Origin of the sequence: Kitasatospora sp. NPDC101155 (genome assembly GCF_044768305.1) — a bacterium.
In the GTDB taxonomy this organism is placed as follows: domain Bacteria; phylum Actinomycetota; class Actinomycetes; order Streptomycetales; family Streptomycetaceae; genus Kitasatospora.
On the sequence record NZ_JBIWPN010000018.1, the window covers coordinates 79327 to 102495 of the forward strand.

At 74.2% G+C, this 23169-nt stretch carries 17 protein-coding genes; 13 read left to right on the forward strand and 4 right to left on the reverse strand.

Annotated features, from left to right (window positions below; genetic code table 11):
* The first annotated feature begins 145 nt into the window (after positions 1 to 145).
* The 3 genes from ACIRYZ_RS25940 (at position 146) to ACIRYZ_RS25950 (ending at position 3998) form a co-directional block, all read left to right on the forward strand.
* On the forward strand, positions 146 to 1186 hold the full coding sequence (locus tag ACIRYZ_RS25940; RefSeq protein ID WP_402948265.1) for a carbohydrate ABC transporter permease: 1041 nt from the start codon (positions 146 to 148) through the stop codon (positions 1184 to 1186).
* A gap of 137 nt (positions 1187 to 1323) precedes the next feature.
* Entirely contained in the window at positions 1324 to 2214 is an 891-nt protein-coding gene (locus ACIRYZ_RS25945) for a carbohydrate ABC transporter permease (RefSeq protein ID WP_387620413.1), read from the forward strand.
* Positions 2215 to 2492: 278 nt separating this feature from the next.
* Positions 2493 to 3998: a DUF4153 domain-containing protein gene (locus ACIRYZ_RS25950; RefSeq protein ID WP_402948268.1), complete on the forward strand. Its 1506-nt coding sequence runs from the start codon at positions 2493 to 2495 to the stop codon at positions 3996 to 3998.
* A 157-nt stretch (positions 3999 to 4155) separates the two neighbouring features.
* Here the strand turns inward: ACIRYZ_RS25950 and ACIRYZ_RS25955 are convergent, their stop codons facing one another.
* Complete coding sequence (locus ACIRYZ_RS25955) at positions 4156 to 5706, reverse strand: MFS transporter (RefSeq protein WP_402948271.1); 1551 nt, start codon at positions 5704 to 5706, stop codon at positions 4156 to 4158.
* 544 nt (positions 5707 to 6250) lie between these two features.
* Between ACIRYZ_RS25955 and ACIRYZ_RS25960 the strand changes: the two genes are divergently transcribed.
* The 3 genes from ACIRYZ_RS25960 (at position 6251) to ACIRYZ_RS25970 (ending at position 8568) form a co-directional block, all read left to right on the forward strand.
* Complete coding sequence (locus ACIRYZ_RS25960; protein WP_402948274.1) at positions 6251 to 6904, forward strand: TetR-like C-terminal domain-containing protein; 654 nt, start codon at positions 6251 to 6253, stop codon at positions 6902 to 6904.
* A 186-nt stretch (positions 6905 to 7090) separates the two neighbouring features.
* Positions 7091 to 7789 carry a ribonuclease HII gene (locus ACIRYZ_RS25965; RefSeq protein ID WP_402948277.1) on the forward strand — a complete coding sequence of 233 codons (699 nt, stop codon included), beginning with the start codon at positions 7091 to 7093 and terminating at the stop codon, positions 7787 to 7789.
* Between the two features lie 101 nt (positions 7790 to 7890).
* Positions 7891 to 8568: a hypothetical protein gene (locus tag ACIRYZ_RS25970; RefSeq protein WP_402948281.1), complete on the forward strand. Its 678-nt coding sequence runs from the start codon at positions 7891 to 7893 to the stop codon at positions 8566 to 8568.
* Between the two features lie 233 nt (positions 8569 to 8801).
* Here the strand turns inward: ACIRYZ_RS25970 and ACIRYZ_RS25975 are convergent, their stop codons facing one another.
* Both ACIRYZ_RS25975 and ACIRYZ_RS25980 read right to left on the reverse strand, forming a co-directional pair.
* Positions 8802 to 9524, reverse strand: a complete 723-nt coding sequence (locus tag ACIRYZ_RS25975) for a hypothetical protein (RefSeq protein WP_402948393.1) — start codon at positions 9522 to 9524, stop codon at positions 8802 to 8804.
* 377 nt (positions 9525 to 9901) lie between these two features.
* Complete coding sequence (locus ACIRYZ_RS25980) at positions 9902 to 12097, reverse strand: RecQ family ATP-dependent DNA helicase (protein ID WP_402948284.1); 2196 nt, start codon at positions 12095 to 12097, stop codon at positions 9902 to 9904.
* Positions 12098 to 12325: 228 nt separating this feature from the next.
* On the opposite strand from ACIRYZ_RS25980, the gene ACIRYZ_RS25985 reads away from it, so the two are divergent.
* The gene (locus tag ACIRYZ_RS25985) at positions 12326 to 13870 is read left to right on the forward strand and encodes a DUF4192 domain-containing protein (RefSeq protein ID WP_402948287.1); all 1545 of its coding nucleotides are present in this window, start codon (positions 12326 to 12328) and stop codon (positions 13868 to 13870) included.
* Between the two features lie 31 nt (positions 13871 to 13901).
* On the opposite strand, the gene ACIRYZ_RS25990 is transcribed toward ACIRYZ_RS25985, so the two are convergent.
* Positions 13902 to 15215, reverse strand: a complete 1314-nt coding sequence (locus ACIRYZ_RS25990) for an alpha/beta fold hydrolase (protein ID WP_402948289.1) — start codon at positions 15213 to 15215, stop codon at positions 13902 to 13904.
* A gap of 745 nt (positions 15216 to 15960) precedes the next feature.
* Between ACIRYZ_RS25990 and ACIRYZ_RS25995 the strand changes: the two genes are divergently transcribed.
* The 6 genes from ACIRYZ_RS25995 to ACIRYZ_RS26020 all read left to right on the forward strand — a co-directional run bounded on the left by ACIRYZ_RS25995 (position 15961) and on the right by ACIRYZ_RS26020 (position 23147).
* Positions 15961 to 18084 (forward strand): glycogen debranching N-terminal domain-containing protein, encoded by a 2124-nt coding sequence (locus tag ACIRYZ_RS25995; RefSeq protein ID WP_402948396.1) that lies wholly within the window; start codon positions 15961 to 15963, stop codon positions 18082 to 18084.
* A gap of 180 nt (positions 18085 to 18264) precedes the next feature.
* The gene (locus tag ACIRYZ_RS26000) at positions 18265 to 19023 is read left to right on the forward strand and encodes an NUDIX domain-containing protein (protein ID WP_387620383.1); all 759 of its coding nucleotides are present in this window, start codon (positions 18265 to 18267) and stop codon (positions 19021 to 19023) included.
* 142 nt (positions 19024 to 19165) lie between these two features.
* Positions 19166 to 19447 (forward strand): hypothetical protein, encoded by a 282-nt coding sequence (locus ACIRYZ_RS26005; protein ID WP_402948292.1) that lies wholly within the window; start codon positions 19166 to 19168, stop codon positions 19445 to 19447.
* Between the two features lie 211 nt (positions 19448 to 19658).
* Positions 19659 to 21158, forward strand: a complete 1500-nt coding sequence (locus ACIRYZ_RS26010) for an ATP-binding cassette domain-containing protein (RefSeq protein ID WP_402948295.1) — start codon at positions 19659 to 19661, stop codon at positions 21156 to 21158.
* A gap of 3 nt (positions 21159 to 21161) precedes the next feature.
* Complete coding sequence (locus ACIRYZ_RS26015) at positions 21162 to 22067, forward strand: hypothetical protein (RefSeq protein ID WP_402948297.1); 906 nt, start codon at positions 21162 to 21164, stop codon at positions 22065 to 22067.
* A gap of 147 nt (positions 22068 to 22214) precedes the next feature.
* Positions 22215 to 23147, forward strand: a complete 933-nt coding sequence (locus ACIRYZ_RS26020) for a FadR/GntR family transcriptional regulator (protein WP_402948300.1) — start codon at positions 22215 to 22217, stop codon at positions 23145 to 23147.
* The last annotated feature ends 22 nt before the right edge of the window (positions 23148 to 23169 follow it).

Below are 23169 nucleotides of genomic sequence, written 5' to 3' on the forward strand. Positions count from 1 at the left end.
GTCGCCCGCCGGGGCGGGCGGGGCGGGGGCGGCCGGCGCCCCACGAGCGGGCCGCGAGGGGCACCACGTGTCGTGGGGGGGGGGGGCCCACCCCCCCGCACCGCCCGCCCCCTTCCCAACACCGGACCCGAAGGGACGTACAGCCATGTCCGTACCCGGCTCCCTGCCGTCCGTCGACCACCTGCCTCCCGCCGACTCCCTGGCCGCCGGCGCCTGGGGCGACGCGGCGGTCAAGTTCGGCAACAGCATCGGCGCGATCGCGGGCTTCCTCGGCATCCTGCTGCTGGTCTTCCTGGTGGCCGGCCGGGCCAGGGGCCGGCTGGCCCGACCGCTGGCCGTGCTGGTGTTCCTCGGGCCGGCCGTGCTGCTGCTGGCGGTCGGCCTGGTGGTGCCGCTGGTCCGAACCGTCTACCTGAGCCTGCAGAACGCCGACGGCAGCAGGTTCGTCGGTGGCGAGAACTTCGGCTGGGCCTTCACCACCGACTCGATCCGGGAGGTGCTGCTCAACACCCTGCTGTGGCTGGTGGTCGCGCCCCTGGTGGCGACCGGGCTGGGTCTGGTGCTGGCGCTGCTGGTGGACCGGATGCGCGGTCAGGCGGTGTACAAGTCGCTGATCTTCATGCCGATGGCGATATCGCTGGTCGGCGCCTCGATCATCTTCAAGTTCGTCTACGAGGCGCGCGGCAAGGACCAGCCGCAGATCGGTCTGCTCAGCCAACTCGCCCACGTGGTGGGCTGGTCGGACCCGCCGAACTGGCTGCTCAGCCAGCCGCTGAACACCTTCCTGCTGATGGCGGTCATGGTCTGGGTGCAGACCGGCTTCGCGATGGTGGTGCTGTCGGCGGCGATCAAGGCGATCCCGGACGAGGTGACCGAGGCGGCCCGGCTGGACGGCGCGACCGGGCTGCGGCTGTTCTGGTCGGTCACCGTACCGATGATCCGCACCACGGTGATGGTCGTGCTGACCACCGTCATGATCATCACCTTGAAGGCCTTCGACATCGTCCGCACCATGACCGGCGGCAACTTCGGCACCCAGGTGCTGGCCAACGAGATGTACTCGCAGTCCTTCGTGCAGTTCAACGACGGGCGGGGCAGCGCCCTCGCGGTGCTGCTGTTCCTCGCGGTGCTGCCGCTGGTGGCCTACAACATCGTCCAGCTGCGGAGGGAGCGTGAGGTGCGGTGAGCACTCCTGAGGGGGAGGCGGTCGGCGCGGGACCCGTCGACCGGAAGCCTGCCGACCGTCGGGCCGATCGTCGTCCGGCTGATCGTCGCCGGGCTGGTCGTCGTCCCGCCGACCGTCGTACGGCTGAGGGGAGCCCCGTGCGGAAGGCCTTCAGCAGCCCGCTGGCCTCGGTGTTCGTGATCGCGATGACGGTGCTCTGGACGATCCCGACCCTCGGCCTGCTGGTGACCTCGCTGCGTCCCAAGCAGGACGTGACGGCCGACGGCTGGTGGAACGCCCTGCTCCACCCGGACTTCGGGCTCGGCAACTACCACGCGGTGCTGTTCGAGGGCGGCTCCGGCGTCTCCACCGGTCTGATGCCCTTCCTGGTGAACTCGCTGGCGATCAGCGTCCCGGCCACCCTCTTCCCGCTGGTGCTGGCGGCGATGGCGGCCTACGCGCTGGCCTGGGTGCGGTTCCGGGGGAGCGACGCGGTGTTCTTCACGGTGTTCGCGCTCCAGGTGGTCCCGCTCCAGATGGCGCTGATCCCGCTGCTGCGGCTGTTCTCCGGCGGCGCGCATCTGGGCCCGCTGACGTTGATCCCGGCGGTGGACCTGAAGGGCAGCTACGCGCCGGTCTGGCTGGCGCACACCATGTTCGCGATGCCGCTGGCGGTGTTCCTGCTGCACAACTTCATCGCCCAGCTGCCGCGCGACCTGATGGAGGCGGCGGTGGTGGACGGCGCGTCGCACTTCAAGATCTTCCGCTCGATCGTGCTGCCGCTGTGCGCCCCGGCGCTGGCCTCGTTCGCGATCTTCCAGTTCCTGTGGGTCTGGAACGACCTGCTGGTCGCGCTCACCTTCGCCGGCGGCACGCCGGAGGTGGCGCCGATGACGGTCCGGCTGGCCCAGCTGTCCGGCTCCTTCGGCGGGCGCTGGGAGCTGCTCACGGCCGGGGCGTTCCTGTCGATCATCGTGCCGCTGATCGTCTTCTTCAGCCTCCAGCGGTACTTCGTCCGCGGGCTGCTGGCCGGGTCGGTCAAGGGATAGACCGCGGTCACGTTCTTCTGAACGCGTTCAGAAGCAACTTTTGAACTTGTTCAGAATGGTCTACAGTCGGCAGCGGCCGAGGCGCCCGTCGCGCCCGTCGGCCGCCGGCGGACCGCCCCGAGGGCGGCTTCCGCATGCCCGCCGACCACTGAGGGGGACTCATGTCAGGCCTGTCCGCGCCCGCCCCGACCGATCCGCCGCCCGCGTCCGACCGCCGCCCGCCGGGCCCGTGCCGGTCGCCGGGCGCGAACGGGCCGTACCGATCGCCCGGCACGCCCGTGCCCTCGCGCGGTGAATGGCTGCGCCGCACGGACCCCGAGCACCGGGCGGCGGCCACGCCCCGGGTCCTCCTGTTCGCGCTGCTCACCGGGCTGCTGACGGCCTGGCTGCTGTACGACGGCGTGGGAGTCAACCTGCTGATCTGCGGTGCCGTCACCGCCGTCGGGGCCGGCCTCGTCGCCCACGCGGCGGGCCGCCGGGTCCGGCCCTGGACCGTGATCTGGAGCCTGCTCGCGCTCGCCATGCTCGCCGTCCCGGCCCTGTGGGACGCGAGCTGGCCCACCGTGCTGTCCGTCGGGGGCGCGCTCGGCCTGGCCTCGCTCGCCCTGCACGGCGGGCGCCGTTGGCCGGGCGTGCTGTTCGCCCTGCCCGCCGCCGTCTGGCAGTCGGTGCCGGGCGTGGGCTGGCTCTGGAACGGCCTGGAAGGCCGGCCGCTGCCCGGGCGCGGCCGGATCGTCCCGGTGCTCAAGGCGCTCGCGGTCGCCGCCGTGCTGCTGACCGTCTTCGGTCTGCTGTTCGCCAGTGCCGACGCCGCCATGGCGGACCTGCTGAGCGGCCTCAGCCCCAGCTTCGACCTCCGCCAACTGCCCCTGCGCGCGGTGCTGTTCGTGCTCGGCGCGCTCACGGCGCTGGGCTTCGCGCACATCGCGGCCGGCCCGCGCCGCTGGGACCGCATGACGGTTCGGCCGGGACGGGAACGGCGACGGCTGGAGTGGGCGCTGCCGCTGGTCGCGCTCAACCTGATGTTCGGCGCCTTCGCGGTGATCCAGGCCGTGGTGGTGCTCGGCGGCGCGGACGCCGTGCTCGGCCGCACCGGGATGAGCCGCTCCGAGTACGCCCGACAGGGCTTCTGGCAGCTGAGCGTGATCACCGTGCTGACCCTGGTCGTGGTGGCCGTCGCCAAGCGCTGGGCCCCACGCACCACGCCGGCCGACCGCCGGGTGGCGCGGGTCCTGCTCGGCCTGCTCTGCCTGCTCGCGCTGGTCGTGGTCGCCTCGGCGCTCGGCCGGATGTGGTTCTACGTGGACGCCTCCGGGCTCACCCGGCTGCGGCTGTGGGTGCTGGTGGTCGAGCTCTGGCTGGGTGTCGTCTTCCTGCTGCTGATCACCGCCGGCCTCACCCGCGGCGCCGGCTGGCTGCCGCGCACCGTCGTCCTGAGCGGCGTGCTCACCGTCGCGGTGTACGGGCTGATCGGGCCGGACGCGATCGTCGCGGAGCAGAACGTCGCCCGGTACGAGCGCTCACAGCAGATCGACCTGCGCAACGTCCGCGAGCTCTCCGCGGACGCGGTGCCCGCCCTGGACCGGCTCCCCGAACCGCAGCGGACCTGCGCGCTGCAGCTGATCCGCACCGATCTGGCGGACCACCCCTCGGCCTGGTCCGCCACCAGCCGCGCCGCCGACCGGGCCCGCGCGATCCTGGCCGCACGGCCGTTGGCCGACGACGGGCCGAGGGAGACGAGCGCCTGTAGGCGGGCGGGGCTGCGGATCGACCCGTACTTCTGACGGCCGGGGTGCGCGACGGGCCCGCCGGGAGCGTGCTGCTCCCGGCGGGCCCGTTCGGCGGCGGCGTCTCAGCGCGTCGCGGTGCCCCAGCGGGTCACAGCGCTCGGTGCGTTGTGATCGCTCAGCGCGTTGTGATCGCTCGGCGCATCGCGATCGCTCAGTGCATCGCGACGCCGGCGGAGTCGCCGCTCGGCAGGTCGCTGGCCTTCGCCTTGACCACGAAGAGCGCGATCAGCAGGGCGACCCCGGCGAGCGCTGCGCCGACGATGAAGCCGTGCGAAATCCCCTGGGTCAGCACGGAGTTGGAGGGGTCGGTGCCCGGGATGAACTCGTGATGCTGCTCGAAGAAGGCCTTCTCCTGCGGACTGGCGCTGTGCATGAACGCCGGAAGCTGGGCCTTGGTCTCGGCGGTGGCGTAGTGCGCGAAGACCGTGGTCAGGATTGACAGGCCGAGCGAACCGCCGATCTGCTGCATCGAGTTGAGCAGGCCGGAGGCGGCGCCGGTCTCCTCGCCCGGCACGCCCGCGACCGAGAGCAGCATCACCGGGACGAAGATCAGGCCCATGCCGAAGCCGAAGACGACCGTGGGGCCGAGCACCCCGTCGACGTAGCCGCTGTCCTTGCTCATCTGGGTCAGCCAGGAGAGGCCGACGGTGACCAGCAGCGCGCCGCCCGCCATGAACGGCTTCGGGCCGTACTTGGCCTGCAGGTTGGATGCGATCTGCGCGGCGATGATGATCGAGATGCTGATCGGCAGGAACGAGACGCCGGCCTTGAGCGGGCTGTAGCCGAGCGGTCCCTGCACGAACAGGACGACGTAGAAGAAGATGCCGAACATGGCCGCGGCCAGGCAGAGCATCATCACCAGGCCGCCGGTGCGGTTGCGGTTGGCGAACAGGTGCAGCGGGGTGATCGGCTGGTCGGTGCGGTTCTCGATCACGAGGAAGGCGGCCAGCAGGATCGCACCGGCCGCGAAGGAGCCGAGCGTGATGCTGTCCGACCAGCCGTCCGAGGCGGCCCGGATGAACCCGTAGACCAGGCCGACCAGGCCGAGCGTCGAGGTGAGCGCGCCGGGCACGTCGAAGCGGCCCGGGTGGCGCTCGGACTCGGCGATGTAGCGCGGCGCGGCGATCGCGATCAGGATCGCGATCGGCACGTTGACGAAGAACACCCAGCGCCAGTTCAGGTACTCGGTGAGCAGACCGCCGGCCAGCAGGCCGATCGCGGCGCCTGAGCCGGCCACCGCCGAGAACACGCCGAACGCCTTGTTGCGTTCCGGTCCCTCGTCGAAGTTGGTGGCGATCAGGGCGAAGGCGGTCGGTGAACAGATCGCGCCGCCGATGCCCTGGAGCGCGCGGGCCGCCAGCAGCAGGCCGCTGTCCTGCGCGAAGCCGCCCAGCAGCGAGGCCAGGCCGAACAGCAGGGTGCCGAAGATGAACACCCGGCGGCGGCCCAGGATGTCGCCCGCGCGACCGCCGAGCAGCAGCAGCCCGCCGAAGGTCAGCGTGTAGGCGTTGATGACCCAGGACAGGTCGGTGGTCGAGAAGTTCAGCGCGTCCTTGATGTGCGGCAGCGCGATGTTCACGATGGTCGTGTCGAGCACGACCATGAGCTGCGTGGCCGCGATGACGGTCAGGGTGATCCCCTTCCCCTGACCTGCGCGGCCCTTCGGTGGTGAGTTCTTGTTGAGCGTGTCGGAGATGGCCACGAATCTTCCCCCTGCGGGCTACGTGCTCGGTGCCTGGTACACGGTGCGTGGTGCTGGTGCGCGATGGTGCCGCGCGGTGGTGGTACGTGCTTGGTGCCCGATAACTCGGTGCTTGGTGTCCGGCCTACCTGCCGGGCCCGGGGTGCTGCTGTGCGATGGTGCCGCGCGGTGGTGGTACGTGCTTGGTGCCCGATAACTCGGTGCTTGGTGTCCGGCCTACCTGCCGGGCCCGGGGTGCTGCTGTGCGCCGATGACGGGCAGGTGCAGGTGTGGGCTGGGAAGGAACGGTGCCGTTCACTAATCTGGACGATATCCTGGGCTTGATAGTGAACGCAAGCGTCCCTTAAGGAGGGTGGCAATGGATCGGTTGGTGCGGCGCCTCACGGCGGACCGGGCGTCCGGTCGGGCGGCCGCCCGACCGGCGGAGGATGCGGTGCCGTCGCCCCCGGCGGCTGTGGCTGCGGCAGCGGGTACGGCGCCCGTTGGGCCCGCAGGCCCTGCGGCGCCGGTGGGGCCCAAGGCGTCAGGGGAGTCCGGGGAGTCGGTGGCGCTCGCGGGGCCGCCGGGCGGGGAGTCGGAGCCCCGCTGTCCGGTGCGGGTCGCCCGGGAGGCGTTGGCCCGGCCGGTGCGGCGCCGGGGGAAGGAGTTGGAGAACGCGATCTTCGCGGCCGCGCTCGATCAGCTCACCTCCGGCGGCTACGCGCGACTGACGATGGAGGGCGTCGCCGCTGCGGCGCGGACCGGGAAGGCCGCGCTCTACCGGCGTTGGGCCTCCAAGATGGAACTCGTCATCGACGCCCTGGACTCCACTCTCCCACGCCCTCACGGGGTGCCCGACCTTGGGTCCGCCCGGGCTGAATTGCTGCAGCTCATCGAGCTGTTCACGGGGGCGATCGGCTCCAGCGCGGGCGCTGCCCTGCACGTTCTGATGGGAGAGCTCCCCCAGCAACAGGCCGAGGTGTTCAAGGGCTTCATCGTGCAGCGGGTGATGGAGCCGATCAAGGACACCATCCTGGACATCCTCCGTCGTGGCGTCGAGCGCGGCGACGTCCGGCCCGGCGCGGTCAGCCCGCTGGTCGCCGACGTCATTCCGGCGATGCTGCTGTTCCGGGTGAAGGTCCACGACCGGGAGATGGCCCCCGACTTCGCGGTCCGGCTGGTGGACGACGTGCTGGTCCCGCTGATCCGGCAGCCGTAGAGCGGCCGCGCGGGGCTGGCTCGGGGCGGCCGCACTGGCCGGGCTCGGCCGGGCTGGGCTGGGCTGGGCCGCGCCGGGCTTGGGCTCAAGCAGTCGTGCGGGCTCGGCTCGGGGTGGTCTTTCAGCGGGCTTAGGCTGGGGGTTGCCCCACTCGAACGGGCTGCCTTGCCGAACGGAGCCCCTGCGATGCCCATCGTCCCGCCGACGCACTCCGTCGAACGCTCGCTCCGCCGGGCCGGCGCCAAGGTCGTGGTGGGCCTGGACGAGGTCGGACGCGGCGCCTGGGCCGGGCCGGTCACCGTCGGCGCGGCCGTCACCGGACTGCGCAAGGCGCCCGAGGGGCTGACCGACTCCAAACTACTCACCGAGCTGCGCCGCAAGGCACTCGCGCCGGTGCTCGCCGACTGGGTCACCGCGTACGCGCTCGGGCACGCCTCACCGCAGGAGTGCGACGAACTCGGCATGACGGCGGCGCTGCGGCTGGCCGCCGTCCGCGCGCTGGAGGTGCTGCCGGTCGAGCCCGACGCGGTGATCCTGGACGGCAAGCACGATTACCTAGGAGGCCCCTGGCGGGTGCGCACGGTGATCAAGGGTGACCAGTCCTGCATCTGCGTCTCCGCCGCCTCGGTGCTCGCCAAGGTCCACCGCGACGGAATGATGGCCGAACTGGGCGAGGCGTACCCGGATTACGGCTTCGCGGAGAACGCCGGCTATCCGTCCCCGGTGCACCGCGCCGCGCTGGAGGAGTACGGCCCCACCGAGCACCACCGGCTCTCCTGGGCCTACATGGACGCATTGCCGAAGTGGCGTCACCTCAAGCGCGACCGGGACGTCGGGGGCGTGGTTCAGGGATCCGCCGACGAACAGTTGACGCTCGGTTTCTGACGGTCCGTCTGGAATTGCCCCGGGTGCGGGTGGCAGGTGTCCGGTGCTCAATGGGTGGGGCGCCCGTGCACCTCCGACCGGCATTTGATAGATATCCGGGTATGCCTGTCTTCCCCGAGGAGCCGGAGATTCACGAGAGCCTCCCGGGCCCCGGCGTTCCCTTCCCCCGCGAGTCGGACGCACAAGCCCTCCACGTGCCTGCCACCGGCGGCGCACCCGCCACCAAACCCACCGCCGTCGCACCGGCCCCGGTGCCCGGTCCCCGTCCGGCGCCCCCGCGCCCGGCTCAGCCGCGCGCCGACCGTTCGGGCCCGCCGCGTCTGATCCCCAAGCCGGGACCGGCGCCGCGCCGCCCGGCCGCTGCCACGCCGCGGGTCGAGGTCCAGCGGATCGCCGCCACCCCGGCCCAGGCGCTGGAACGCGCCGACGACGCGGTCGACCAACTGCTGGACTCCGGCCGCAACCCGGGCGACATCCTGGTGCTGACCGTCGGCGGGGCACACCCCTGGCAGCAGCACGAACTCTCCTTCGGGGAGGAGCGCTACTGGGCGCAACTCGCCGAGGGCGCGGATGTGTTCTACGCGGACGCCGCGCTCACCCGTCCGGTCCGCCGCGAGGTGGTCGTCCTGGTGGTCAACGGCGGTTCGCCCACCCGGGCCGTCGAGGCGTACACCAAGGCGCTCGGCCGCGCGACCGGCCTGCTGGTGGTCTGCGGGGAGGCCGGCCCGGCTGCCGCCGGGGTTGCCGCTGCCGCACCGGGACGCCCGGTCACGGCCTGACATTCGTTCCCACTCCGGGCCCGACGCCTCACGGTGCCGGGCCCGGAGTCCGTCCGAGGTGACCCGCCCCGCCGCGCGTCGGCGCGGAACTGGGCGTGCCGGGTGTGCTGGGCGTGCCGGGCGTCGTGCGCCGCGTCTGCCGGTGCGTGGTGGTGCCCGTCGGCGCGTACGGCGACTGCCTGTCAGACTGCGGCCTCCGGGTCCGCCGGGCTGGTGGTGCCCGTCGGCGCCGTTCAGCGGGTGCCGGTGCGGCGGCTCGGTTCGACGGCCGTGACCCGCGCCGGCGTCCACGGGGGCTCGGACGGGTGGGAGTGCGGCGCAGCGTCGACGCGCTTGGCCTGCTCGGCCGCCTGCTGCCGGGCGCGCTGACTGCGCGGGGCGTCGTCGAGCGCCGATCGGGGCGGCAGCTCCGTCACGGTGTGCACCGGCCCGTCCGTCCACGAACCCGCATGCGGATTGCGTCCACTGCGCCCGTCGCCGAGGATCTGCCAGCCCGCCGGGGTGAGTCCGATGTACGAGCCGCAGCGCAGCCCGTGCAGCACGGACGCGTCCCGCAGCGCCCACATCCAGGCGCCGTCCTGTTCCGTCCAGCCGGGCGCGCCCTCGCGGCAGCGCAGCAGCACGGCCGTCCGGGTCGGCTCGGGCCGGCGCAGGTCGTGCGGGATGATCCGGCGCAGGTGGGCCAGCAGGTCGTTCCGGTGCTGCCAGCCATCGGTGTCGTGCGGCCAGGGCGTGAACGAGGCCGAGGCGGCCAGGTGGTGGAGCGTGTCCAGGACCGCGAGCACGATCGTGCCCGACTGGGGCAGGTGGCGCTGGTGCAGTTCCAGGACGAACTCGCGCGGATCGCGCAGCATCGGGATCCCCGAGGCGGTCCAGGTCTCCAGGTCGAGCAGCCGTCTGGGTGACGAACTCCCGGAGAGGGGATGCTGACCTCGGCCGATACCGTTGATCACGATCCTCCTTCCTGGCCCGTGGGCAGGCGGGTGCCTGGGTACGCCGAAGGGCGGGTCCAGCGGACCGGATTTCGGGTACCCCCCAATTCTCGGGGCAACCAGGGCGGACCGGCAACGATGAAATGATGAACGCCACCCGAAAGCCCATGATCTGCCGGATATGTTCCGCGGCCGCCCAGGTGTTGCCGAGGCGGCGCCCGACCTTGATCCACACCTCGCAAAGGGCATGGTGAAGCGCGTTCGGCATGGTGGGCACTCCTTTCCCGGGTCGGTCCGCGATGTGATCGAAATCGCCCTGTCTGCTCCTTTCTGTTAGGCCATTCGGGTGAGGGTGGTTGTGGCCGGAGACGCTCTGCCCGCGGCGGTCGGCCGCGGCCCGCTCACCCCTGCACGGCCAGGACCAGCGGCAGCACCGCGCTCGCTCCGGCCCGGCGCAGCAGCCGGGCGGCCACGGTGACCGTCCACCCCGAGTCCACGAGGTCGTCCACCAGCAGTACCGGCCCGCCGGCCGCCGCCACCGCCTGCTCCAGCTCCGGCGGCAGCATGAGCGCCCCGGCCAGCGAGTGCAGCCGTTGAGCGCTGTTGCTGCGGGCCCCGTGCGGCGGCAGCCCACCCGCGTACTCGATCCTCCCGAGCAGCGGCAGCCGCCCGATCTCGGCGATCCGCGCGCCGAGACTGCCGACCAGCTGGGGGCGGGTGGAGCAGGCCATGGTCACCACGCCGACCGGCCGCTCCAGCCGGGTGCCCTCCGCCGTCGTCGGCCCGGCCCAGCCGCCCGGGCCCCGCGCCCAGTCGGCCAGCACCGCCACCAGCGCGTCCACCGCCTCGCCGGGCACCGGCACGTCCGGCGCCTGCTCGGCGAGCAGGGTGCGCAGCCGGTTGCCCCAGCCGATGTCGGACAGCCGGCCGAGCGCTCGTCCGGTCTCCGCCTGCTCGCCCGCGGGGATCCGGCCCTTGAGCGGCACCCCGAGCGCGTCCATCCCGGTGGGCCAGAGGCGGCGCGGCTCGAAGCTCACGCCCGGGCGGCCGAGCGCGGCCCGGGCCGCGGCCAGCGTCTCGGCCGAGACCTCAGGGGTGTGCAGCGGGCCCGCGCAGTTGTCGCACCGCCCGCACGGCGCGGCCTGCTCGTCGTCCAGCTGGCGGCGCAGGAACTCCATCCGGCAGCCGGTGGCCGCCGCGTAGTCGCGCATCGCCCGCTGCTCCGCCTCCCGGGAGGCGGCCACCTTGGCGTAGCGGGCGGTGTCGTACTCCCAGCTCTGCCCGGTGGCCGTCCAGCCGCCCTTGACCCGGCGGACGGCGCCGTCGACGTCCAGCACCTTGAGCATGGTCTCCAGCCGGGCGCGGCGCAGGTCCACCCGGGGCTCCAGGGCGGCGGTGGAGAGCGCGCGGCCGGCGTCGGCCAGGGCGTCGATGGTGCGGCGCACCTGTTCCTCCGGCGGGAAGGCCAGCGAGGCGAAGTAGCGCCAGATCGCCTCGTCCTCGCGCCCGGGCAGCAGCAGCACCTCGGCGCGGTCCACCCCGCGCCCGGCGCGGCCGACCTGCTGGTAGTAGGCGATCGGCGAGCTGGGCGAGCCCAGGTGGACGACGAAGCCGAGGTCGGGCTTGTCGAAGCCCATGCCGAGCGCGGAGGTGGCGACCAGCGCCTTGACCCGGTTGGCCAGCAGGTCGGCCTCGGCGGTGCGGCGCTCGGCGTCCTCGGTGCGGCCGGAGTAGGAGGCCACCGGGAAGCCGCGCTCGCGCAGGAAGGCCGTCACCTCCTCGGCCGCGGCCACCGTCAGGGTGTAGACGATGCCCGAACCGGGGAGCCGGTCGAGGTGGTCGGCCAGCCAGGCCAGCCGGTGCGCCGGGTCGGGCAGGGCGAGCACACCCAGGGTGAGGCTCTCCCGGTCGAGCGGGCCGCGCAGCACCAGGGCGTGCTCATCGGTGGTGCCGGTGCCGAGCTGCTCGGCGACGTCCGCGGTGACCCGGGCGTTGGCGGTGGCGGTGGTGGCCAGCACCGGGACCCCGGGCGGGAGGTCCGCGAGCATGGTGCGCAGCCGCCGGTAGTCGGGGCGGAAGTCGTGGCCCCAGTCGGAGATGCAGTGGGCCTCGTCGACCACCAGCAGGCCGGTGGAGGCGGCGAGCTTCGGCAGCACCTGGTCGCGGAAGTCCGGGTTGTTCAGCCGCTCGGGGCTGACCAGCAGGATGTCGACCTTCCCGGCGGCGACCTCGGACTGGATCTCGTCCCACTCCTCGGTGTTGGCCGAGTTGATGGTGCGGGCGTGGATGCCGGCCCGGGCCGCCGACTCGACCTGGTTGCGCATCAGGGCGAGCAAGGGGGAGACGATCACCGTCGGCCCGGCGCCGCGGGCGCGGAGCAGGGCGGTGGCGATGAAGTAGACCGCGGACTTCCCCCAGCCGGTGCGCTGGACGACCAGTGCGCGGCGGTGGTCGACCACGAGGGCCTCGATGGCCGTCCACTGGTCCTCGCGCAGGGCGGCGGCGGGGCCGGCCAGTTCACGGAGGACGGCCTCGGCCCGCGCCCGGACCTGGTCGCGGTCGGCGGTGGCGGTGGTGTGGATGTCGGGCTGCTGCATGGCGTCGATGTAACCCCATGGCGCCGACAAGGGGCGAATGCGGGTGAGGCACGGGAGCGGAAGGCGCAGTGGATTTCATCCGGTGATCCGCTGAACGGTTGTCAAAATCCACCCGGTGGAGTGGGTGTCGTGTGCTCCGAAAGGGCGATGGGAAATTCGGGGCCCGAGTTATCCACAGGAAAAAAAGACGTTCGGCGCCGTTGTCGGATTGCGTCCACTCTTGCGGCCATGAACGCGATGAACAACGAACACGTCATCCTGTCCCTCGGCCCGGCTTCCGAGCAGCGGCCGGTCGTCATGCGCGGTCCGGCCGACATGGCCGAGCTGTTGCCCTATCTCCTGGGGTTCTACCCCGACGACAGCATCGTCGCGGTCGGCCTCCAGGGCCCCGACCTGCACCAGGGCGGAGTCATCCGGGCGGACCTCCCGGCCTCACCCGCGGACTGGCCCGCGGCGGCGGAGGAGACGGCCGCCCTGCTGGTCGCCCTCTCCGAGCGCCACGGCAGCCGCCCGTTCCAGGTGCTCCTCTACCTCTGCCAGGATCCGGTCACGGCACACGCCCCGCCGGTGGTGGAGGGCCTGCGGCCGCTGGCCGACCACCTGCGGGCGGCCTTCGGGCGCAGGGGAGCGGTGGTCAAGGAGTCGCTGTGCGTCTCGGACGGCCGGTGGTGGTCCTTCCTCTGCCGCCGTGAGGGGTGCTGCGATCCGGCGGGCAACCCGGTGCGGCGCGGGCCCGATCCGGGCCCGGCGGCCGCCGCCGCGACGGTGGCGGGCCTGGTGCCGCGCGGTAGCCGCAAGGCGATCATCGGCGGGCTCGTCCCGGTCGGCCCACCGGAGGACGCTGCCCAGCGCGAGGCGCTCGCCCGCTCCGAGGCCGCCGTCGACTCGGTCTCCCGCGAGCAGGGCATCGAACTGTTGGGGCAGGCCTTCGCCGAGTTCGCGGCCGGCGCCCGGGAGCTCGACGAGGAGCGGGCGGCCCGGCTGCTCCTCGCCCTGCGGGACCGCCTCACCCGGGACCGCGGCGTCGAGTACGTCCGGCCCGCCGAGCTCGCCCCCGCCGAGCGGCTCTGGCGCTTCCTCGCCCGGCGCGCCGTGCCGCCGTACGAGGGCTGTGCGGTGGCCCCGCTCACGCTGCTGGCCTGGGCCTCCTGGGTCGCCGGGGACACGGCGACCGCCCGGGTGGTGCTCGGCCACGTGCTGCGGCTCGCCCCGGGCTACCTGCTGGCCGAGCTGCTGTACGAATCGATGAACGACGGCATGACGCCCGGGGCGCTGATGGCCGCCGTCGAGGCCCAGCGACGGCGGCGCGAGGAGCGCGCGGGCAGGCCGGCCACCGAGCCCGATCCCGCTGTGGACGGAGCGTCTGGGCCGGGGCCCGTCCCGGGCGCGGGCGAGGCCCCCGAGTGTCCCGAGGAGCGGCCCGGAACGGCCGACGGCGGGCGCCGACGCCGACGGGGCGCCCGCCGGAAGGGCGCGGCCACGGCGTCGACCCGGACCGATCGTGGCCCCGACGGGCCCGGTGGCCCCGAGAGCTCCGGCAGCTCCGCCGAGCAGGGGTCGGACGGGGGCGGGCCCGGGCCGGTGTCCCCGCTCCCGAGGTCAGGGTGTGGCCCGGCGTCAGGGCACGATCCGGCGGTCGGGCGGCGCCCCGCCCGGGGTGTGCGGCTCGGCCGGGCGGCGGCGTGCGCGTCGGCCGCCGTCCGGTCCGGTGTCGGGCGCCATCGGTGCCGGGGCACCCGGCAGGCGGCGAGAGGGGCCCGCCGTGTGCACTGATCCGCTCGCCGCCGGGTCGACCCCCGAGCTGCTACACCTCGCCGTGGGCCATCTTGATCAGCCGGTCCAGCACCTTGCCGCCGCTCACCCGCAGGCCGTCGTGCTCCCACTCGTTGGTGATCCAGGGCCGCAGGCCGCGCACCGCGCGGGCGGTTGCCAGCGAGTCGGCGGTGTCCACGTACATGTCGTCGTGGTACACCGCCGCCACGACCGGCACGGTGTTGGCGGCCAGCCGGGCCGGGTCGTACAGGTCGGGCCAGTCGGTGCGGGCGGCGAGAAGGTCCGCGGTCTCCTTCAGCGGGCGCAGCGCCGGGTCGGTGTCGAACATCCAGGGGTAGATCATCTCCCCGGTGAACAGCACCGGGGCGCCGGACTCCAGCGAGGCCCGGGCATCGAACTGCGGGAACTCCTTGCGGACCCGCTCGGCCGACCAGCCGGTGCCGCCTTCGTCCACCGAGCGCTGACCGTAGATCGACTCGTGCAACACGGCGTAGAGCGGGCCCTCGGCGAAGGAGAGCCGGGCCTGCACGCCGGCCAGGAAGGTGTCGGAGAGCTCGGCCCCGGCCGGGCCCTCCGCCCAGGCCTCCTCCAGCAGGTAGTGCAGGGAGCCGGAGCCGCTGCCGCCGCCGAGCATGAGTCCGAGCGACTGGAAGGCCTCGACGGTCAGCAGCCCGCCACCGGGCAGGGCGGCGGGGGAGTCGGCGAGGTGGGCGGAGATCCGCCGCACGGTCTCGACGTCCTGCGGGAAGCGGGCGTAGTGGTCCTCGTTCTTGCTGACGACGCGCGGGTATGCGGCGCGGTAGACGTCGTCGGCCGAGCTGCCGAGGCCGGAGAGGCCGCCGGTGATGAAGGCCTCGGTCAGGCCCTCCGGAGCGAAGGAGAGGTAGGTGAGGGTGCAGAAGCCGCCGAAGCTCTGGCCGAGTACGCTCCAGCGCTTGTCGGCGCCGAGCAGCCGGTGGCGGATCAGCTCGGCGTCCCGCACGATCGAGTCCGCGCGGAAGTGCGCCAGGTAGTCCGCCTGCTCCTGCGGGCCGCCGCGGCGGGCGAGGGTCTGCCGGGTCGCGGGCGTGGAGCGCCCGGTGCCGCGCTGGTCGAGCAGCAGCACCCGGTAGTCGTCCAGGGCGCGGTCCAACCAGGAGTCCCGGCCGAGCGGGCGGGCGGCCTTGCCGCCGGGCCCGCCCTGGAGGAAGACCAGCCAGGGCAGGGCGTCCTTCTCGCGGCCGCAGGCCACCACCTCGCGGGCGTACACCTCGATCTGCTCACCGTCGGGGGCGGAGTGGTCGAGGGGGACCTGGAAGACGTGGTCGGTCGTGACAATCCCGGGCAGCCGGCTGACGGTGGACATGCAACTCCTCGGTCTCTGCTGGTCACAGCGATTGCGTCGCGGTTCACGGGGTCACCGGGTGCGGGCGCCGCGACCCCCGCACCGTATCCTGGCGGCGGTCGAGCGCCGGTTCGACCGTCTCCCCGGTCGGACAGCCTGCGGCGGCCGAGCCCACCGCTCCGAGCGGCACCGGAGCCGGCCTCAGCTCATGGACGGTGACGGGCCCGCGGCGAGGCCCTGAGCAACGGCCCGGCGGAGGCCGGGGGCGGCGACGCGACGGCCTGGCGGGCCGGGTGCGACCGGCGACCGCCACGTCGGGGCGTGACCTGGCGGCGGTGTGCGGCGTTCACCCCGGGGGCCCTGCGCCCGTACCGTGTCCGACCGGCGCCCGGTTCCGGGCGGCCGCCCGCTCGGCGGTGCGGACCGGCCGAGCGAGACCGCCGGCCCGACGGGCGCGGGCCACGGGGGTGGGGCGCCACGACCGGGGCGTCCCCGGCAGGGCGTCACCGTCAGGCCCGGGCACCGGACCTGACGGCGTGGCCGGGCACGATGGCGTGCCCGGCGCGGAGGCGTGGCGCGCCGGTACCGGCCCGGTACCGCACGCCGCATGGCACGGCCCACCGTCGGGTACGGCCAGGCACGGAACACCGCCGGCGGGAGAAACCCCGTCGGCTCGGCACCATCAGCACGCGATCGAGCATGCTCGCGGCCCACCGGCCCTGACCGGCCACCGGACCGCCGAGGGGAGGAGAGTCCGGTGACCGCCATGAGGCCACTACAGGCCACGCCGGCCGAGAGCGTGGTCGGCGCGCCCAGACCGGCCGGCCGGCCCGAGCAGATGCCGGCGTCCGGGCCGACGGGCGCACCCGTCGCCCAGGGCCGGCCCACGGCCCCGCCGCGCCCTCAGCCCCCGGCCGTCCACCATGCGGTGCTCTGCGTCAACGCCCCCGCGATGGCCGCCTCCGGACCCGACGGCCAGCTGCGCGGCCACGGACTGCACGGCTTCTACCGCAACGGCGTCCGGGTGGTCGCCCGGATGGAGCTGCGGCTCGGCGGCATGGAGCCGCTGCCGCTCCAGGGCGCCCAGACCAGTGCGGCCCAGGCCCGCTTCCTCGGAGCCGTCCGCCTGCCCGGCGACCTCGACCCGGACCCGGCGCTCACCGTCGAACGGCTGCGCCACGCGGACGGCGTGGAGACCGTGACCGTGCGCAACACCGGCGCCCGGCCCGCCCGGCTGCCGCTGGAGATCGCCCTCGGCACCGACCTCGGCCCGGTCGCCGAGATCGCCGCCGGGCACCGCCCGCCCGACCTTCCGGGACAGGTGCAGTCCGCCGGGCTGCGCTGGGCCGGCCCGGTGCACAGCGCCGTGGTCAGCGCCAAGCCCTCCCCGCACGCCGTCCTGGCCGGCGCCGGAGTGCTCCGCTGGGACCTGGAGGTCCAGCCCGGCGCCCGCTGGTCGGTCGAGCTGCGTGCCGAACTGGAGAGCGCCCCCGGCGGCCCGCGCCCGCCGGGTGGGCGCGGCACCGGCGTCCCGCTGCCCTGGGCCGAACCGGAGGTGCGCAGCGACGACGTCCGGGCCGCCCTGCTGGTCTCCCGTTCGCTGGACGCCCTCGGCGGGCTGCTGTTCGCCGACCCGGACCGCCCGACCGACCTCTACCCGGCCTCCGGAGCGCCCTGGCGCTTCGGCCTCGCTCCGGCCGACGCGCTCTGGGCCGCCCGGCTGACCCTCCCGCTCGGCACCCGGCTCGCCGCCGGCACCCTGCGCGCGCTGGCCCGCCGTCAGCAGCTCGCCCCTGCCTCCGGGCGGGTCGAGGGCCTGCTGCCCGGCGCCCTGCGACACGGCGGTCCGGAGCTGCCACCCACTTGCACCGCCACCGAGGCCACCCTGCTGTTCGTCACCGTGCTGGCCGAGGCCTGGCGCTGGGGGCTGCCCCGCGGGGAGGTCGCCGAACTGCTCCCGGCCGCCGAGCGGGCCCTGACCACCCTGCGCGAGGGTCTGGTCGACGGCTTCGTCACCGACCTGAGCCGCCCAGTGGAGGACCGGGCCGCCCACCCGGTGGCCGCGCGCGCGGAGGTCCAGGCACAGGCCCACCGCGCCGCCCTGCACGGGGCCGAGCTCCTGGAGGCCTTCGGCCGCCCGGGCGCCGAGGACTGGCGGAACTGGGCCGCCGGGCTGCGCGGCCGCTTCCGCGAGCGGTTCTGGATCGACGACCTCTCCGGCGGCCGCCCCGCCGCCGGACTGGCCCCGGGCGGTCAGCCGCTGCCGGCCGTCGCGTCCTCCCTGGTGCACCTGCTCGACACCGGCCTCGCCGACGACGGCGGGCGGCACGAGAGCCTGCTGGACCGCGAGCAGACCAGGCTGCTCGCCCAGCGTCTGGTCGCGCCGGAGCTGGACAGCGGCTGGGGCCTGCGCACCCTCAGCGCCAAGTCCCCCCGCTTCAACCCGCTGGGCCATCGCGGCGGCGCGGTGCGGATCCACGAGACGGCGCTGGCGATCGCCGGACTCGCCGAGGCCGGCCACGAGAACGAGGCCGGCACTCTGCTGGAGGGCCTGCTCGCCGCGTCCGCCCACCTCGAGGGCCGGCTGCCGGAGATGTACGCGGGGGAGCAGCGCACCCCTGGCTGTCCGCCGGTGCCGCACCCTGCCGCCTGCCGTCCGGCGGCGGTTTCCGCGGCCGGAGCCGTCCACGCGGTGTTCGCGCTCGCCGGGGTCCGGCCCGACGTCCCGGGCGGCCGGGTGCTGGTCCGCCCGGCCAGCACCGCTCCGCTCGGCGAACTGGAGCTGACCGGTCTGCGGGTGGCGGGTGAGCCCTTCTCGGTCAGGGTCAGCCGGATCGGCGTGGCGATGGTGGAGGAGGCCTCAGTGGACCTTCAGCTGGTGGCCCGCTGACACCGGGCCCGACCGTGCAGGGCTGTCGGCCCCGGGCCTGCACGGTCGGCGCCGCGCCCGCCCCGCCAGCGCCGCGCCCGCCCGTGCGCGAACCGTGACCGGGCGGGCGCGGTCACCGGGGCTGTGCACCCCGTGCGCGGGCCTGTGCTTATCGTCAGAGAGACGACTATGATCGTCGCCATGTCGCGTTACGATCCGTCGGCCTTCCCCCCATTCGCTGTCACGGTTGACCTGGTGGTGCTGACGGTGCGCGACCACTCGCTCTGCGCCCTGCTGGTCAGACGGGGCGAGCCGCCCTACCAGGGGTACTGGGCGCTGCCCGGCGGCTTCGTCCGTCCGGACGAGGGCCTGGCCGAAGCCGCCTCCCGTGAGCTGGCCGAGGAGACCGGCCTTCGCGCCCACTCCGCCCCCGGCCACGACGCGGTCGGCCCCGGTGCGGCCGGCGCCCACCTGGAGCAGCTCGCCACCTACGGCCACCCGCAGCGCGACCCCCGGATGCGCGTGGTCAGCGTCGCCTACCTGGTGCTCGCCCCCGACCTTCCGACGCCCCGGGCCGGCGGTGACGCCAGCAGCGCCCGCTGGGCCCCGGTCGGCGAACTCCTCGGCGAGAGCCCGGTCGACGGCGTCCCGCTCGCCTTCGATCACGGCCTGATCCTGGCCGACGGCGTGGAACGCGCCCGCTCCAAGATCGAGTACTCCTCGCTCGCGACCGCCTTCTGCCCGACCGAGTTCACCGTCGGCGAGCTGCGCCGCGTCTACGAGGCCGTCTGGGGTGTGGTCCTCGACCCGCGCAACTTCCATCGCAAGGTCACCGGTACCCCCGGCTTCCTGCTCCCCTCGGGCGGCACGACGACCCGTCAGGGGGGCCGCCCGGCCCAGCTCTTCACGGCGGGCGGCGCGACCGTCCTCAACCCGCCCATGCTCCGCCCGGAGTCCTGAGCACCCTGGGGTCCCGGAGCCGGCTTCGCGCGGGGCCGCCGAACGGCCCCGGTCCGGAGGCCGATGCGGTGCCGCCGACGCACAGTGTCGGTGGACGCTTCGGTCGCCGGACCGGAGGACTTTGGAGCCAGGGAGCCCCGTGATGGCCGCCGACGACATCTGTGCCAGACAGCGAGCCGGCATCGAGAGTTTGGTGGCGGACCGCAAGAGTCTCATCGCGACCACCACCAGAACCGAGCGGCAGCTGGCCGCCCTGAAGGCCGCGCATGCCGATCCGGCGACGATCGCCTCCGTGCAGGAGACGCTGAGCGCCGAGCAGGAGCAGTTGGCCGAGATCGCCGTCGCGGGCAAGGCCGCCGTTGAGGAGTTCCAGGGGGAGTGCGTCGACCAGCCGCTCCCGACGGGAGCCTCGGACTTCCTGTGACGGTCACAGCCACGGCACCGGCCACCGGTCGGGGCACCGACGGCCCCCGGAACACGCGCGCCCGTGAATCGCAGGATCGGATTGTCCCCTGATCGGGTGAGGCGGGCGGCCGGTGGGCCCGTGGCGGTTCGGTAATGCCCGGAATCGGCGGTGCCGACCCCTAATGTGCTGGCGTCGAGCAGATCGGCCGAGGGCATGGGAGCAGCCAGCGATGATCCAGATCACCGGACTGACCAGGGTGTATCGCAAGGGCGCCCCACCCGCCGTACTCGATCTGACCTTCGATGCCCGGCCCGGCATGGTGACCGTTCTGCTGGGTGACGAGGGGGCGGGCAAGTCCACGGCCCTGCGGCTGATGCTCGAACTGGAACGTGGCCGGGGCATCACGCTCTTCAACGGCCGCCCCTACCAGCGGATCCGCCGCCCCGAGCGTGAGGTCGGTGTGCTGCTGCCCGGGCCGGGGGAGGGGGCCGCCGCGGTGGCCGGGCACCCGGGGCGCAAGGCGTCCGGCCACTTGCGGATGCTGGCCGCGGCCGTCGGCGTCCCCGCGCGGCGCGCCGACGAGCTGCTGGAGCAGACGCGGCTGGCCGCCGTCGCCGGTCGGCGGCTGCGTATCTTCTCGCCCGGCATGCACCGCCGGCTCGCTCTGGCCGCCGCGCTGCTCGGCGATCCCGGCACACTGCTGCTGGACGCGCCGACCGAGGGCCTGTCGCCGCGCAACGTCGAGTGGTTCCACTCCTTCCTGCGCTCCTTCGCGGTCGCGGGCGGGACGGTCCTGGTGACCACCCGCACCCTGCAGGAGACCGCGCGGCTGGCGGACCGGGTGGTCACCCTGGACCGCGGCCGTCTGGTGGCCGACCAGCCGGTCTCGGAGTTCTGCCGGACCAGGCTCAGCCCCGAAGTCGCCGTCCGGGGTCCGCAGATGGCGCGGCTGGCCGACCTGCTGGTCAGCCACGGCGCCGAGGTGCGCCGGGATGGCGGTGCGGGCCTCGCGGTGGCGGGCATCGAGCGCACCGAGATCGGTGAACTCGCCTACCGCCACGGGATCCTGCTGCACGAGTTGGCCGACCGGGTGGTCGAGCAGCAGGCGCCCCGGGCCGCCCTGCCGGCCCCCGCCGGGCGCTCCGTCCAGCTCCGCCTCCAGCAGACGGCCGAACCGGCCCCCGAAGCGGAGCCGAGCCCCGAGCCCAGTGCGGACCGGCACGCTGAGTCGCACTCAGACCCGCACGTCGAGCCGCACCCCGACCCGTACGCCGAGTCGCACTCGGACCCGCTCCCCGAGCCGATCCACCAGCCCGTGGTCGCCGAGCCCGCTACTCGGGGCCGCTCCCGGGACGACGCCTCCCTGCCCACCCGCGCGCTGCCCGTCGCCGCTGTGACGGCCGCCCTCCCGGTCCTCGGCGCGGCCGCCGCCGACCAGGCCGACCCCGCCCCCACCGTCGCCCTGGACCGGCTCGTCCGCGACCAGCCCGCCCCGGCGCCGGGCCCCGCCCGGGCGAGCACTGCCGTCCCGGCAAACGCCACCGGCCGGGCGAGCACTGCCGCCCCGACCGGCACCACCGCTCGGTCAGACGACTCCGCCCGCACCGAGACCCAGCCCCCGCGCTGGCGCCAGAGCGCCGCCGACCTGCTCACCGACGACACCGTCCGCCTCGGCCGCCTCACCAGCGGCAAGGCTCCTGCCACCCCCGACGACCACCGGAGCGAGTGAACCGTGCGTGTCCTGGCCTACGAGCTGCGCCGCCTGCGCGGCCTGCGTTCCACCTGGCTGCTGCTCGCCGCCGTACTGCTCTGCGACGCCGTCGTGGCCGCCGTCCTGGCGAGCCAGGCCCCGCCCGGCCAGCTGGCCGGGCGGGCCGGGGTGCGGCTGCTGACCGCCGCCGTCCCGCTGATCCCGCTGCCCTTCGCGGCGCTCGGAGCCGGCGTGCTAGGCGCGCTCTCGTACGGCCACGAGGTGCGCCACCCGGGGCTGGCGGCCTCGCAGGTGGCGTACTCGCGCCGGGTGCGGCTGCTGCTGGCCAAGCTGCTGGTGGTCGCCCCGGTGGCTGCGCTGTTGGCGCTGGGCACCCTGCTGCTCGACACGGTGGCCGTGCACCTCGCGCTGCCGGCCGGGGTGACGGTGGCGGCCTGGTCGGACCCGGCCGCGCTCTCCGGGCACGCGTCCGGGGCGCTGGCCGCCGCCGGGAGGAACGCCCTCGGCGACCTGCCGGGCGTGTTCGCCCCGTTGGCGCTGTTGGCCGGGGACGGGGTGCCGGCCGCGCTGCTGGCCTTCGTCCTGCTGACCGTGGTGGCGGGCTGGACCGGTGTGCTGACCGCCTCGCTGACCCGTAGCGCCGTCGCCGGGGTGCTGCTGCTGTGTGCGCTGCCGCCGCTGCTGGAGTCCGGCGTGGCCCTGCTGCTGCGCTGGACCGGTCGCCCATGGCCGGGCCGGGCGGCCGAGCTGCTGCCGTTCCAGTCCGGCATCGAGTGGGCCTACGGCTTGGTGTACGGGGCAGCGCGCGGGGCGGTGGCCGGCAGCCCGGCGTTGACGGAGCCGGCGTTTCTCGCGGCGGCCGTGGCCCCGCTGGCGACCCTGCTGCTCGCGGCCCTGATCGTCCAGACCCGCCGCCGCGCGCTGTAGCGCCGGCAGCGGGACCGCAGGCGGCGCAGGCACCGTGGGCAACCGGCAGACCGCCCCGAACCACCAAGATCGACCAGCAGTGACCGCAATGTGCGGTTCTTCCTGATAAAAAGTCAATTATCCAGTCACGGCCGATCACCCTTTCGTGTGCTTTTCACGAGAATTCTCAAGCTGCGCCTGCCGATCGCCGACAAAGGAGGCGTGAGTACCCTTGCGCACCCCACCATGACCCCCGCCCGTTCCGCCGAAGGGCCCATCCCCGGCTCCGGCGACCTGGACCGCTTCTCGTACGCCGACCGGCCGACGCCGCCGGCGCCCCGCTGGGAGGGCGCCGAGTCCGACATCGCCCGGGTCGGCCGCAAGACCACCAGCAGCCGCGGTCGCGGTCTGCACGGCCAGCTGGTCCAGCAGCTCGGCCAGATGATCGTCTCCGGCGACCTCGGCGCCGACCGTCCGCTCGTGCCCGAGGAGATCGGCCAGCGGTTCGAGGTGTCCCGGACCGTCGTCCGCGAGTCGCTGCGCGTGCTGGAGGCCAAGGGCCTGGTCAGCGCCCGTCCGAACGTCGGCACCCGGGTCCGCCCGGTCAGCGACTGGAACCTGCTGGACCCGGACATCATCGAGTGGCGCGCCTTCGGTCCGCAGCGTGACGAGCAGCGCCGGGAGCTGTTCGAGCTCCGCTGGGCGATCGAGCCGCTGGCCGCCCGGCTCGCGGCCGGCCACGGCCGGGAGGACGTCCAGCAGCGGCTGGTCGAGCTGGTCGAGATCATGGGCCACGCCGCCGCCCAGGCCGACCCGTCCACCTACACCCGGGCCGACGCCGAGCTGCACGGCCTGGTCCTGCAGATGGCCGGCAACCGGATGCTGGAGCACCTGTCCGGGATCGTCTCCTGCGCCCTGCAGGTCTCGGGCGGCCCGGCGATCTCCTGTGAGCGGCCCTCCGAGTCCTCGATCAGCCTGCACGCCCGGCTGATCGACGCGCTGGGCGCCGGCGACGGCACCGCGGGCGAGGCCGCGATGCGGGCGCTGCTCACCGTCCACCCCGAGGTGGAGCCCTCCGTCCCTGCGCCCCGGGAGCACTGAGCGGGCTGTTCTCGACGAGCGG

What these genes read in the sequence shown, in the direction of transcription:
- ACIRYZ_RS25940 (WP_402948265.1), top strand. Translation starts at nt 146, where the DNA reads ATGTCCGTACCCGGCTCCCTGCCGTCCGTCGACCACCTGCCTCCCGCC.
- ACIRYZ_RS25990 (WP_402948289.1), bottom strand. Translation starts at nt 15,215, where the DNA reads ATGTCCACCGTCAGCCGGCTGCCCGGGATTGTCACGACCGACCACGTC.
- ACIRYZ_RS25965 (WP_402948277.1), top strand. Translation starts at nt 7,091, where the DNA reads ATGCCCATCGTCCCGCCGACGCACTCCGTCGAACGCTCGCTCCGCCGG.
- ACIRYZ_RS25980 (WP_402948284.1), bottom strand. Translation starts at nt 12,097, where the DNA reads ATGCAGCAGCCCGACATCCACACCACCGCCACCGCCGACCGCGACCAG.
- ACIRYZ_RS25995 (WP_402948396.1), top strand. Translation starts at nt 15,961, where the DNA reads ATGAGGCCACTACAGGCCACGCCGGCCGAGAGCGTGGTCGGCGCGCCC.
- ACIRYZ_RS25970 (WP_402948281.1), top strand. Translation starts at nt 7,891, where the DNA reads ATGCCTGTCTTCCCCGAGGAGCCGGAGATTCACGAGAGCCTCCCGGGC.
- ACIRYZ_RS25985 (WP_402948287.1), top strand. Translation starts at nt 12,326, where the DNA reads ATGAACGCGATGAACAACGAACACGTCATCCTGTCCCTCGGCCCGGCT.
- ACIRYZ_RS26000 (WP_387620383.1), top strand. Translation starts at nt 18,265, where the DNA reads ATGTCGCGTTACGATCCGTCGGCCTTCCCCCCATTCGCTGTCACGGTT.
- ACIRYZ_RS26010 (WP_402948295.1), top strand. Translation starts at nt 19,659, where the DNA reads ATGATCCAGATCACCGGACTGACCAGGGTGTATCGCAAGGGCGCCCCA.
- ACIRYZ_RS26005 (WP_402948292.1), top strand. Translation starts at nt 19,166, where the DNA reads ATGGCCGCCGACGACATCTGTGCCAGACAGCGAGCCGGCATCGAGAGT.